This window comes from Agrococcus sp. ProA11, from assembly GCF_039880525.1.
Classification (GTDB): Bacteria; Actinomycetota; Actinomycetes; order Actinomycetales; family Microbacteriaceae; genus Agrococcus; species Agrococcus chionoecetis.
Genome location: NZ_CP156989.1, coordinates 1270775 through 1283387, shown reverse-complemented (window position 1 = coordinate 1283387; position 12613 = coordinate 1270775). Strand labels below are relative to the sequence as shown.

At 71.6% G+C, this 12613-nt stretch carries 13 protein-coding genes; 1 reads left to right on the top strand and 12 read right to left on the bottom strand.

What is annotated here, in order from left to right; all coding sequences use genetic code 11:
* Positions 1–20 precede the first annotated feature (20 nt).
* The 12 genes from ABG090_RS06185 to ABG090_RS06130 all read right to left on the bottom strand — a co-directional run bounded on the left by ABG090_RS06185 (position 21) and on the right by ABG090_RS06130 (position 11666).
* Positions 21–455, bottom strand: coding sequence for a type II 3-dehydroquinate dehydratase (locus ABG090_RS06185; protein WP_347757382.1), 435 nt, complete (start codon positions 453–455; stop codon positions 21–23).
* A 162-nt stretch (positions 456–617) separates the two neighbouring features.
* Positions 618–974: a VOC family protein gene (locus ABG090_RS06180; protein WP_347757380.1), complete on the bottom strand. Its 357-nt coding sequence runs from the start codon at positions 972–974 to the stop codon at positions 618–620.
* 243 nt (positions 975–1217) lie between these two features.
* Complete coding sequence (gene aroB / locus ABG090_RS06175) at positions 1218–2279, bottom strand: 3-dehydroquinate synthase (RefSeq protein WP_347757378.1); 1062 nt, start codon at positions 2277–2279, stop codon at positions 1218–1220.
* A 73-nt stretch (positions 2280–2352) separates the two neighbouring features.
* On the bottom strand, positions 2353–2895 hold the full coding sequence (locus tag ABG090_RS06170) for a shikimate kinase (RefSeq protein ID WP_347757376.1): 543 nt from the start codon (positions 2893–2895) through the stop codon (positions 2353–2355).
* Between the two features lie 16 nt (positions 2896–2911).
* Entirely contained in the window at positions 2912–4108 is a 1197-nt protein-coding gene (gene aroC / locus ABG090_RS06165; protein ID WP_347757374.1) for a chorismate synthase, read from the bottom strand.
* Between the two features lie 2 nt (positions 4109–4110).
* Complete coding sequence (locus ABG090_RS06160) at positions 4111–4941, bottom strand: shikimate dehydrogenase (RefSeq protein ID WP_347757372.1); 831 nt, start codon at positions 4939–4941, stop codon at positions 4111–4113.
* A gap of 37 nt (positions 4942–4978) precedes the next feature.
* Positions 4979–6064, bottom strand: a complete 1086-nt coding sequence (gene mltG / locus ABG090_RS06155) for an endolytic transglycosylase MltG (protein WP_347757370.1) — start codon at positions 6062–6064, stop codon at positions 4979–4981.
* Position 6065: 1 nt separating this feature from the next.
* Positions 6066–6542, bottom strand: a complete 477-nt coding sequence (gene ruvX / locus ABG090_RS06150) for a Holliday junction resolvase RuvX (RefSeq protein ID WP_347757368.1) — start codon at positions 6540–6542, stop codon at positions 6066–6068.
* A 14-nt stretch (positions 6543–6556) separates the two neighbouring features.
* On the bottom strand, positions 6557–9214 hold the full coding sequence (alaS, locus tag ABG090_RS06145) for an alanine--tRNA ligase (protein WP_347757366.1): 2658 nt from the start codon (positions 9212–9214) through the stop codon (positions 6557–6559).
* A gap of 75 nt (positions 9215–9289) precedes the next feature.
* Entirely contained in the window at positions 9290–9469 is a 180-nt protein-coding gene (locus ABG090_RS06140) for a hypothetical protein (RefSeq protein ID WP_347757364.1), read from the bottom strand.
* A gap of 115 nt (positions 9470–9584) precedes the next feature.
* Positions 9585–10214 (bottom strand): 30S ribosomal protein S4, encoded by a 630-nt coding sequence (gene rpsD, locus ABG090_RS06135; protein ID WP_092919596.1) that lies wholly within the window; start codon positions 10212–10214, stop codon positions 9585–9587.
* Positions 10215–10337: 123 nt separating this feature from the next.
* Complete coding sequence (locus tag ABG090_RS06130) at positions 10338–11666, bottom strand: replication-associated recombination protein A (protein WP_347757362.1); 1329 nt, start codon at positions 11664–11666, stop codon at positions 10338–10340.
* Between the two features lie 131 nt (positions 11667–11797).
* On the opposite strand from ABG090_RS06130, the gene ABG090_RS06125 reads away from it, so the two are divergent.
* Complete coding sequence (locus tag ABG090_RS06125; RefSeq protein WP_347757360.1) at positions 11798–12571, top strand: peptidylprolyl isomerase; 774 nt, start codon at positions 11798–11800, stop codon at positions 12569–12571.
* The last annotated feature ends 42 nt before the right edge of the window (positions 12572–12613 follow it).

The window sequence follows — 12613 nt, the reverse complement described above, 5'->3', positions numbered from 1 at the left end:
CAGCGTCAGCGGCTCAGCGCTCAGCGCCCGACGATCGCCAGCGCGGCCAGGCGGTAGCCATCGATGCCGAGGCCCGCGATCACCCCGGTCGCGACCGCAGAGACGACCGACGTGTGGCGGAACGTGTCGCGCGCGTGCGGGTTCGAGATGTGCACCTCGATCAGCGGCGCGACGCCCTGCAGCTGCGCGCATGCGTCGCGGAGCGCGTAGGAGTAGTGCGTGAACGCTGCCGGGTTGAGGATCACGGGAGTGCGCGTGTCGACGGCTTCGTGCAGCCAGCCGACCAGCTCGGCCTCGTCGTCGGTCTGCCGCACATCCGGCTCGACCGGGGCGGCGTCCGTGCCGGCCGCGGCGACCAGCGGCGCGATGTCGGCGATCGTCGCCGTGCCGTAGACCTCTGGCTCGCGCGTGCCGAGCCTGCCGAGGTTCGGGCCGTTCAGGACGAGGATGCGCATGCGGTCAGTCTGCCGCATGCGCCTGGTCTCGTGACGCGCGCGGCTGCGCCGCCCGCTCCTCGACCGACGAGAGGCAGACGCGCGCGGACGAGAGCGACGCCCCACCGCAGGTCGAGGAGGCCGCGGGCGCAGCCCGTGGCCGTCACGAGACCCGCAACCGCGCTACATGTCGCCTTCGAAGACGCCGATGTGGTTGCCGTCCGGATCGGCGAAGAGCGCCCACCAGCTCGTCGGCGTGATCTCGGACTTCGCGACGACGACCGTCGCGCCCTGGGCGGTCGCCTTCTCCAGCGCCTCGTCGATCGAGTCGACCTCGACCATGTTCCTGGGCTGCGTGAAGCCGTCCTCGCGCTGCGTGAGCGCGCCGCCGGAGACGCCGTTCGGCGCCTGCCACATGGGATAGCCGGGGAACTGCTCCATCTCGGCGATCTGCCAGCCGAACACGTCGCGGTAGAAGGCTGTCGCCTTGTCGAGATCGCTGACCGGGATCTCCAGATGGGTGATGTCGCCGTGCGCCATGACGCGCTCCCTCGTCACCGCCCGTCGAGCGCGGGCGCTCGCCTGAAGCGTCTCAGATGCGCGCGCTGGGCGCCAGGGTCGCGTCACGGTCTCGTGACGCGCGCGGCTTCGCCGCACGCTCCCCGACCGACTACAGGCAGACGCGCGGCTCTGCGGCCCGCTCCCCGACCGACCCCGCAGGTCGAGGAGGCGGCGGGCGCAGCCCGCCGCCGTCACGAGACCGGTCAGCGACACCGCAGGCGGTCAGTCGGCGAGCGACTGGTACGCCATGAACAGCAGCCCCTCGTCGGGCCCCTCGAGGATCCGCGGCTTCGCCACATCGTCGAGCACGACGAAGCGCAGCATCGACCCGCGCGTCTTCTTGTCCTTGCGCATCGAGGCCAGCAGCGTCTGCCAGCGACCCACGGGATAGGTCATCGGCAGCTCCAGCGAGCCGAGGATCTCGCGGTGACGATCCACGACGCGCTCCGGCAGCCGGCCGGCGAGGCGCGAGAGCTCTGCCGCGAACACCATGCCGATCGACACCGCGGCGCCGTGGCGCCAGCGGTAGCGCTCGTTGTGCTCGATGGCGTGGCCGAGCGTGTGCCCGTAGTTGAGGAACTCGCGCTCACCCGCCTCGCGGAAGTCGTTCGCGACCACCCGCGCCTTCACCTCGATCGAGCGCGCCACGATCTCGGCGAACTGCGGCTGCGTCGGGTCGGTGGATGCGTCGAGGTCGTGCTCCAGCAGGTCGAGGATGCGCGGGTCGGCGATGAAGCCGGCTTTGACGATCTCGGCGAAGCCGGTCAGCAGCTCGTTGCGCGGCAGCGAGTCGACGAGCTCGAGGTCGGCGATCACCGCCGCCGGGTGGTGGAACGCGCCGACGAGGTTCTTTCCCTGCTCGGTGTTGATGCCGGTCTTCCCGCCCACGGCCGCGTCGACCATGCCGAGCACGCTCGTCGGCACTTGCACGACCCGCACGCCGCGCAGCCACGTCGCGGCGACGAAGCCGGCCAGATCGGTGACGGCACCGCCGCCGAGGCCTAGCACCGCATCCGTCCTGGTGAAATCGGCCTGACCCATGATCTGCCACAGGAACTGCGCGACCTCGATGCGCTTCGCCTCCTCGGCATCCGGCACCTCGGCGAGCAGCACCTCGATGCCGAGTGACGCCTTCAGGTGGTCGGCGATGCGCGACATCGACGGCTGGTGCACGACCAGCAGACGCTCCACACCTTCGAGCTGCTGCTGCAGTCGCTCGACCAGGATGCCGCGGCCGATGTGGACGTCGTAGGGGTCGGTGGTCGGAACGTGGATCGTGGTCATGCGCGTGCTCCCTGTGCGTGCGGCGTGCGGTGGCGGATCGGGCGGTGTGCGGCGGATCCGGTGGTCGAGCGGCTCACAGTCCGCGCTCCCCCAGCCAGGCCTCCAGCTGGTCGACCAGCTTGGCCAACGGGGTGCGGGAGGTGTCGACGGTGGTGTCGGCGAGCTCGCGGTAGATGGGTTCGCGCTGGGCCGCGATGCGGCGCCAGGCGTCGATGCCGTCGGCGACGAGCGGTCGTCCGCCGCCGCCGATCCGGCGCTCCGCGGCCGCTTCGTCGACGGTGACGAGCACCACGGTGGTCTGGGCACGCAGCAGCGCGCGAGTGTCCCGGTCGAGCACGGCGCCGCCGCCCAGGGCGACGACCGTGCCGGGCGTGAGCGCCCGCCGCACCGTCTCGGCCTCCCACCGCCGGAACGTCGCCTCGCCGTGCTCGGCGAAGATCGCGGGGATCGGCCCGTGCTCGAGCGCGATCAGGCGGTCGGTGTCGGCGAAGGTGCGGCCGATGCGGGAGGCGAGCTTGCGCCCGATCGAGGTCTTGCCCGCGGCCATCGGCCCGATCAGCACGATCGGAGGTGTCGCGCTCGCCTCGTCGCCGGGGCGCGGGCCGTCAGCGGTCATGCCGGCGCAGTGCGCATCAGTGCGCCTCCGGCACCGTGCGCAGCTGCTCCGGGATGGCGGCGAGGTAGGCGTCGACGTTCCTGCGGGTCTCGGCGACCGAGTCGCCGCCGAACTTCTCGACCATCGCGTCGGCGAGCACGAGCGCGACCATCGCCTCGGCGACCACGCCGGCAGCCGGCACCGCGCACACGTCGCTGCGCTGGTGGTGCGCCTGCGCGGCCTCGCCGGTGGCGGTGTCGATGGTGCGCAGCGCGCGCGGCACCGTCGCGATCGGCTTCATGCCAGCGCGCACGCGCAGCGCGTCGCCGGTCGACATGCCGCCCTCGATGCCGCCCGCCCTGCCGGTCGGCCGGTGGACGCCCGCGTCTGAGACGAGCAGCTCGTCGTGCGCGGCGCTGCCGCGGCGGCGAGTGGTCTCGAAGCCGTCGCCGACCTCGACGCCCTTGATGGCCTGGATGCCCATGAGCGCCTGCGCGAGGCGCCCGTCGAGCCTGCGATCCCAGTGCACGTAGGAGCCGATGCCCGGCGGCAGGCCGTAGGCGAGCACCTCGACGATGCCGCCGAGCGTGTCGCCAGCGCGGCGAGCATCCTCGACCTCGGCGAGCATCGCGACGCTCGTCTCCGGGTGGTTGCAGCGCAGCTCGTCGGCATCCAGTCGGTCGACGTCGTCGGGCACGGGAAGCTCGGCGTCCTCCGGCACGCGCACCGGCCCGATCGAGAGCGTGTGGCTCACCAGCCGCACGCCCAGCTCGGCGAGGAAGGCGCGAGCGACAGCTCCGAGCGCGACGCGCGCGGCGGTCTCACGAGCGCTGGCGCGCTCCAGCACCGGCCGGGCCTCGTCGAAGCCGTGCTTCTGCATGCCGACCAGATCGGCATGGCCCGGTCGCGGCCTGGTCAGCTTGGCGGCGCGGGCGCCGGTCGGCTCGCTCTCGAGGGGTGCGGCGGACATCACGTCCATCCACTTGGGCCACTCGGTGTTGCCCACCCGCAGCGCGATCGGCCCGCCCTGCGTCAAGCCGTGGCGCACGCCACCGGAGATCGAGAGCGCGTCCTGCTCGAACTTCATCCGGGCGCCGCGGCCGGCGCCGAGCTTGCGCCGCTGCAGGTCGGCCTGGATCTGCTCGGCCGTGATCGGCACTCCCGCGGGGAGCCCCTCGAGGATCGCGATCAGTTCGGGGCCATGGGATTCCCCGGCAGTCAACCAGCGCAGCATGCCTACGATTCTTCCAGATGCGCGGATGCCGCCCGGACGCGCCCCGCGTCGTGCATCGCCGCGCGCATGGCCGCCACCACCCGTGGCTCGTCCGGGAGCGGCACCTCGACGTCGCCGAGCGCGAAGATCCGCACCTGCAGCACGGCCTGGCCCAGCAGCATCTCCCGCCCGTCGATGCGCTGCTCCTCCGGCACCGAGGACGCGAAGCGAGATCCCTCTGGCCTCGCATAGTCCGCGTCCAGCAGGCGCATCGGCGGCACCTCGAAGCTCGGCAGGCTCGGCGCGGAAGCCGGGAGCGTCGACACCGCCGCGTCCGCAGCGGGCAGCGGCGCCTCGAGCGGCTGCAGCGTGATCGCGACGCCGAGCGCGGCGGCCAGCTCCTCCAGTCGCGCGCCCCGCGCTGCGGTGCGCAGGCCGACGGTGACGCGCCTGGCGCCCAGCTCGGCGAGCGCGAGCAACGCCGACAGCGCAGTGGCGCCGGCGCCGACGATCGCGCCGCTCGTGACCGCACCGACCCCGGCCTCCGTGAACGCGCGGACGATCCCGCCGACGTCGGTGTTGTAGCCGCGCGTCTCGCGGCCCAGCAGCAGCGTGTTCACCGCGCCCGTGAGCCTCGCGCGATCGTCGACGCGCACCGAGAGCACGCGCGCCTCCTCCTTCAGCGGCGCGGTGACCGACAGGCCGAGCCACGCGCCGTCGAGCACGTCGACGAAGTCGCTCAGCTCGCCCGCCGACACCGGCCGACGCTCGTAGCGCCAGTCGAGCCCGAGCGCGCGCGCGGCGGCGCTGTGGAGCGCGGGCGAGAGCGAATGCTCGATGGGCGAGCCCACCACGGCCAATCGGCGTGCGCCCGCCCCCGCGAGCGACAACTCAGCCGCCCCAGCCCGGGTTGTCGCGCAGGAACTGCTGGAACTGCGCCACGGCCTGCTGATGCTCGGCGTAGGTCTCCGAGAAGACCGTCTCCCCGGTGTTCGGGTTCACCGTCACGAAGTACAGCCACGGCCCCTCGGTCGGCTCCAGCACGGCCTGGATCGCCTGATCCCCCGGCGCACCGATCGGCCCGACGGGCAGCCCGGGATGCTGATACGTGTTGTACGGGTTGGTGGCGTCGGCGCGCTCCTCGGCGGTCGTCGTCACCACATGCAGGTTCGTGGTGCCGTAGGCGACGGTGGCATCCGACTGCATCGGCATGTTGATGTCGAGACGGTTCTGGAACACGCGCGCGACCTTGCCGAAGTCGTCGGCGAAGCGCGCCTCGCGCTGCACGAGCGACGCGAAGGTGATCACGCGCTGCGCATCCTCCTCGGCGACACCGTGCTGGTCGAGCGCCTGATGCTGGCGAGCGATCATCGCCTCCAGCACGCCCTCTGCCGTCACCCCGTCGTCGAAGGTGTAGGTGGCGGGGAAGAGCCAGCCCTCGAGGGAGATCGCATCCTCCGGCAGGTCGAACTGCGAGAAGTTGCCGGCGAGCTGCAGGAACTCCTCCTGCGGGATGCCCAGATCGCGCTCGAGGCGCTCGAACACCTGCCGCAGCACGTAGCCCTCCGGCACGGTGACGCGCAGCTCGGCCTTGTTGGCCGGGTCGAGGATCGCATCGAGCGCGCCCTGCGCCGACATCTGCTGCTGCAGGCGGTAGGCGCCGGGGTGCAGCTGGATCGACGGATCCGCGACCAGGATGTCGGTGAACGCCTCGGTGCTCGCGATCACGTCCTCCTCCAGCAGCGTGGCCGCCACGTCGTAGCCGTTCTCGCCCGACTGGATCTGGATGACGGTCTCGCCCGTGCCGGGGCCCGGGTAGTCCTCCGCGGCCGCGAAGCGCTCAGCGAGCTGGGAGGCGCCCCAGGACACCGCCCAGACGAGACCACCCAGCACGGCCAGCGCGATCACGCCGCCGATGATCCGCCTGCGAATCTGCTGCTTGCGCGCCTCGCGCGCGCGTGCTCGACGTCCGGCCATGTCAGTCCTCTTCTCGCTGCGGGGCCTGCCCGCTGTCGGTGAGCAGCGCACCCGGCGTGCGTCCGGATGCTCGCTCGCTGTCGAGCGCGTGCTGCAGGATGACGACTGCCGCCGCCTGATCGATCGTGGCGCGCTGCTGGCGCGATGACTTGCCGGATGCGCGCATGCCGGCCGACGCGGTCACGGTCGAGAGCCGCTCGTCGACGAGCCGCACCGGCATCGCGGCCGCCAGCATCGCGGCCATCTCCCGCGCGTCCTGCGTGCTCGGCGTATCGCCGCCGGAGAGCGAGATCGGCAGACCGACCACCGCCTCGATGGCACCCAGCTCCGCCGCGATCTCGCGCAGCCGCGCGACCGGCTCGACCGTGGCGCGCTGGATCGTCTCCACCGGCGTCGCGAGCAGCCCGTCCACGTCGCAGCGGGCGACGCCCACGCGGGCCCTGCCCACGTCGACCCCGATCCGCACGCCGCGTCGCATCGCGCCTGCCGCGGTCAGCGGCTCACTCCGTCGCGCACGGCCACGAGTGCGGCGGGCATCGCCTCCGCGTCCTGTCCGCCGCCCTGCGCCATGTCAGGCTTGCCGCCGCCGCCGCCGCCGAGCACCGTCGCCGCGGCCTTCGCCAGCGGACCGGCTGCGACGCCCGCGTCCCTGGCCGCCTGGTTCGTGGCGACCACGATCGCGGGGCGACCGTCGACGGCGCCGCCGATGGCGACGACTGCTGCCTCGGCACCGAGCCGCTCGCGCACCTGCGTGGCGAGCGAGCGCAGGTCGTCCTGCGACCCGACTCCGCCGAGGTCGACGCTGGCAAGGCGCACGGAGCCCAGCCGCTCGGCCGCGTCGGCGATCGGCTTGGCGCGGCCCGCGAGCTGCTTCGACTCGAAGTCGGCGATGCGCTTCTCGGCCGTCTTGAGCGACGCGACGATCTCCTGGATGCGGCCGGGGAGCTGCTCTTTGGGGGTCTTCAGCATCGAGGTCAGCTCGCTGACGAGCGTGCGCTCGGCGACCAGCTGCTCGAAGGCATCCGCGCCCACCGCCGCCTCGACGCGGCGCGCACCCGAGCCGACGCTCGACTCGCTCGTGATGGAGATGAGCCCGACCTGGCTCGACGAGCCGACGTGCGTGCCGCCGCACAGCTCGCGCGACCAGGGGCCGCCGATGTCGACCATGCGCACCGTGGAGCCGTACTTCTCGCCGAACAGCGACATCGCGCCGAGGGCCTTCGCCTCGTCGAGCGGCATGACGCGGGTCTCCACCGGCAGGTCGTCGCGGATCGCGCTGTTGGCGATGCCCTCGAGCTCCTGCCGCATGTCGCTCGAGAGCGGGCTGGTCCAGGAGAAGTCGAGCCGCATGTAGCCGGCCTTGTTGTAGGAGCCGGCCTGCACGGCATCGGGGCCGAGCAGCTGGCGCAGGGCCGCGTGCACGAGGTGCGTGGCCGAGTGCGCCGTGTTGGCGCCGCGCCGGTAGCGCGGGTCGACGACGGCGCGAGCGATGTCGCCGACGACCATCTCGCCGCTCGTGATCCGCACCGTGTGGCTGATGAGGCCCTGCACCGGGCGCTGCACGTCGAGCACCTCCGCCTCGAAGCCGTTGCCGATCAGGCGGCCCTGGTCGCTGTCCTGACCGCCCGCCTCCGCATACAGCGGCGTGGCGGTGAGGATGACCTCGACCTCCTGGTCGACGGATGCGGCGGGCACGGTCGCGCCGTCGGCGATGATGCCGATGACCTCGCCGTCGGCCTCCAGCTCGTCGTAGCCGAGGAAGGCCGTCTCGCCCTTGCCACGCAGCTCGGAGTAGACCGAGAGGTCGGCGAGCTGGCGGCGGCGGGCCTTGGCGTCGGCCTTGGCGCGCGTGCGCTGCTCGCTCATGAGCGTTTCGAACGTCGAGCGGTCGACCTCGAGGCCAGCCTCCTCGGCGATCTCCATCGTCAGGTCGATGGGGAAGCCGTAGGTGTCATGCAGCAGGAACGCGGTCTTGCCGGGCACCACCTGCCCGGAGGACGCGCGCACGTCCTGCATGGCGAGGTCGAGCACGGTCGAGCCGGACTCGAGCGTCTTCAGGAACGTCTCCTCCTCGGCGATCGCCATGCGCTCGATGCGCGGGAAGGTCTCCTGCAGATCCGGGTACGCCAGCGACATCGCGTCGTAGCTGGCGCGGAAGAGCGTGGGGAAGGTCGCCTCGTGCACGCCCAGCAGGCGCATCGCTCGCACCGAGCGGCGCATGAGGCGGCGCAGGATGTAGCCGCGCCCGTCGTTGCCCGGCGTGACGCCGTCGCCCATGAGCATGAGCGAGGAGCGCACATGGTCGGCGACCACGCGCATCCGCACGTCGTCCTCGTGGTCGGCGCCGTAGCGGCGGCCGGAGAGCTCGCTCGCGAGATCGAGGACCGGGCGCACCTGGTCGATCTCGTACATGTTCTGCACGCCCTGCTTCAAGAAGGCGATCCGCTCGAGGCCCATGCCGGTGTCGATGTTCTTCTTCGGCAGCTCGCGCACGATCGTGAACTCGGTCTTCGAGCGCACGTCGGCGATCTCGTCCTGCATGAAGACGAGGTTCCAGATCTCGACGTAGCGGTCCGATCCGGTCGCGGGGCCGCCGTCGGGCCCGTACTCGGGCCCCAGGTCGTAGAAGATCTCGGAGTCGGGTCCGGCCGGGCCCGGCTGCCCGGTCATCCAGTAGTTGTCCTCGAGGCCCAGTCGCTGGATGCGCTCGGCATCGATGTCGGTGACCTCGAGCCACAGCCGCTCGGCCTCGTCATCGGTGAGGTAGACCGTCGCCCACAGCTTCTTCGGGTCGAAGCCGTAGCCGCCGTCGGCCTCGGAGTTCGTCAGCAACTGCCAGGCGTAGTCGATCGCCTCGCGCTTGAAGTAGTCGCCGAACGACCAGTTGCCCGCCATCTGGAAGAACGTGCCGTGCCTGGGCGTGCGGCCGACCTCTTCGATGTCGTTGGTGCGAATGCACTTCTGCACGTCCGCCACCCGGGGCCACGGTGCGGGCACGCTTCCCGAGAGGTACGGGATGAACGGCACCATGCCGGCGATCGTGAACATGATCGCCGGGTCGTCGCTCACCAGCGAGGCGGAGGGGAGGATCGTGTGATCGCGCCGCTCGAAGTGGGCCAGGAAGCGGCGGTGGATCTCTGCGGTCTGCATTCGCTCAGGTCTTTCCAGCCCCATCGGGGCCTGACGAACCCGGGCGCGTCGCGCCCGGGTTCGAATCGGGTGGTGTCACTCGCCTCGCAGCTCGCGGTCGCGAGACTGGTAGCCATCCTTGACGGCATCGGTGAACTCACGGGAGCGGTCGTCGACGCCATCGAGGAACGCCTTGCCCTTCTCGGTCTCCTCGATGCGACGAGCGGCAAGGACGCCGATCACGACGCCGACGGCCAGGAGCAGGACTTTCTTCACAGCGGGTTCCCCTCGTGTGTCGCTTGCCCCGAACCGGATCGGCAACGGGGCGAAGCCCAAGTGTAACGACGAAGAGGGGCCGCCACCTGGGCGACCCCTCTCCTCGATCGCGGGATCAGCGAGCGGCGTAGTACTCGACGACGAGCTGCACGTCGGCGACGACCGGCACCTCGGCGCGCTTCGGGCGACGCACGAGGCGCGCCTGCAGGCGGTCGAGCTGCACGTCGAGGTACGGCGGCACCGGAGGCAGCACCTGGGCGTGACCGCCGGCTGCTGCGACCTGGAAGGGCTCCATGCCCTCGCTGCGCTCGTGCACGTGGATCGTCTGACCCTCCTTCACGCGGAAGGACGGGCGGTCGACGCGCTGGCCGTCGACCATGATGTGGCGGTGCACCACGAGCTGGCGAGCCTGCGAGGTGGTGCGGGCGAAGCCGGCGCGCAGCACGAGCGCGTCGAGACGCATCTCGAGCAGCTCGACCAGGTTCTCACCGGTCAGGCCGCGCTGGCGGCGAGCCTCGTTGAAGACGATGCGCAGCTGCGCCTCGCGGAGCCCGTACTGGGCCCGCAGACGCTGCTTCTCGCGCAGACGGACGGCGTAGTCGCTGTCGGCCTTGCGCTTGGTGCGGCCGTGCTGGCCGGGGCCATAGGGACGCTTCTCGAGGTAACGGGCCGCCTTCGGGGTGAGGGCGACGCCGAGGGCGCGCGACAGGCGCACCTTCGAACGGGAACGGGACTTCGTGGACATGACTTCCTTCGCTGATTCGCTGCCGCGCGAGCGGCTGTCACGGCGGAATGCCGCGACGTAAGGAGGGTTGCGGGCCAGAAACAGCAGGGCAGTGCCTGCAAGGCCGTGGAAGAGCCTACCAGATCAGCGGTCGCCGCCGAGGATCGCGCGGATGCGCTCCAGCCTCGCGGCGAGCTCGCGCTCGAAGCCGTGCTGACCGGCATCGTAGTAGCGCCGGCCGATGAGCGGATCGGGGAGGTACTGCTGCGCGGCGACGCCGTGCGGCGCGTCGTGGGCGTATCGGTAGCCCTTACCGTGCCCGAGGCGCTTCGCGCCCGGGTAGTGCCCGTCGCGCAGATGCTTGGGCACGCGGCCGAAGTCCCCCGCGCGCACGTCGGCGATCGCCGCGTCGATGCCCAGGTAGGCGCGGTTCGACTTCGGCGCGGTGGCGAGATAGACGGTGGCCTCGGCCAGGGGGATGCGACCTTCCGGCATGCCGATCATCTGCACCGCGGTGGCGGCGGCGGTCGCGATCACGAGTCCCTGCGGATCAGCCATGCCGATGTCCTCGCTCGCGAGCACGATGATGCGCCTGGCGATGAAGCGCGGATCCTCTCCGGCCTCGATCATGCGCGCCAAGTAGTGCAGCGCGGCATCCGGATCGGAGCCGCGCACCGACTTGATGAAGGCCGAGATCACGTCGTAGTGCTCGTCGCCCTGCCGGTCGTAGCGCAGCAGCGCTCGGTCGACGGCGCTCGCCAGCGCCTCGGCGGTGACGGTCGCCGGTCCGTCCGACTCCCCCGCAGCCTCCGCCGCTTGCAGCGCATGCGCCCCCGCGGCTTCGAGTGCGGTGAGCGCACGCCGCGCATCGCCGGACGAGAGCCGGATGAGCTGCGCCTTCGCGTCGTCGTCGAGCACGATCGCTGCGCCGAAGCCTCGCGGGTCGGCGATCGCGCGGTCGACGAGCGAGGCGATGTCGTGATCCTCGAGCGGCTCCAGGGTGAGCAGCAGCGAGCGGGACAGCAGCGGGCTGACGACGCTGAACGACGGGTTCTCCGTGGTCGCGGCGATGAGCGTGACCCACCCCTGCTCGACGCCCGGCAGCAGCGCATCCTGCTGTGCCTTGGAGAAGCGGTGGATCTCGTCGAGGAAGAGCACGGTCGACTGGCCGAAGAGGTCGCGCTGGTTGAGCGAGTCCTCCATCACCTGGCGCACGTCCTTCACGCCGGCGGTGACAGCGCTCAGCTCGACGAACCTGCGGTCGGAGGTGTGGGCGATCGACTGCGCGAGCGTCGTCTTGCCGGTGCCGGGCGGCCCCCAGAGGATCACGCTCTGACCGCTCGCTCCCTCACCGGGCGCGGCGAGCCGTCGCAGCGGCGAGCCGGGACCGAGCAGGTGCCGTTGGCCGACGACCTCGTCGAGGCCCGTCGGGCGCATGCGCACCGCGAGCGGCGCTGTCGTCCCCCTGGCCATACCTCCATGCTAGGTGCGGCCGCTGACGCGGTCGGTCGCAGACGGCGGTGCTCAGCCGAGCCGGTAGCCTGATCGACGGTCGCACCTGGGACGTCCCTGAGGCAGTGCGGCAGGTCCTACGAGGAGTACGTGTGGTCACGAAGCAGGAGCAGGAGCGCCGCGTGCGCGACTATCGCGCACGGCAGACGGTGCACGAGCGCAGGAAGCGTCGCCAGACGCGCGATTCGATCATCGGAGCGCTGCTCGCCGGCGTCGTGCTGCTCGGCGGCATCGGGATCATCGCGCTCGTGCAGCCCGCAGCCGATCCTGTCGACCCCGCCGCGACCGCGGCGCCGACCGCGAGCGAGTCGGCAGCTCCCGACGACACCGAGTCCACCGTGCCCGATCCCTCGCTCGCCGAGGATCGCACGTGGACGGGCACGCTGACGATCAACGGCGTGGAGCTCGGCGTCGAGCTCGACGGTGCAGCCGCGCCGCAGGCGGTCGCGGCCGTGCTCAACGACACGCTCGTCGACTACTACGACGGCAAGACCTGCCACCGCCTCACGACCAGCGAGGGCTTCAGCGTGCTGCAGTGCGGCTCCGTCGACGGCACGGGAGCCGGCGACCCGTCGTACCAGTACGGCCCGATCGAGAACGCGCCCGCCGACGACGTGTACCCCGAGGGCACGATCGCGATGGCTCGCGCCGGCGGCGACGCCGACTCCAACGGCCACCAGTTCTTCCTCGTCTACGGCGACACCACGATCCCCGCGGACGCCGCCGGCGGCTACTCGGTGATCGGTCAGGTGACCTCCGGGCTCGACCAGCTGCAGGAGCAGGTCATCGCCAAGGGCACCGTGGATGACGCGCCCGACGGTGCGCCGACCGAGCCCGTGACGATCGACGACTTCGTCCTGCAGTAGGACGGTGCTGCGGGGGCCGTGCGTGGCCCCTGCGGCGGCTTG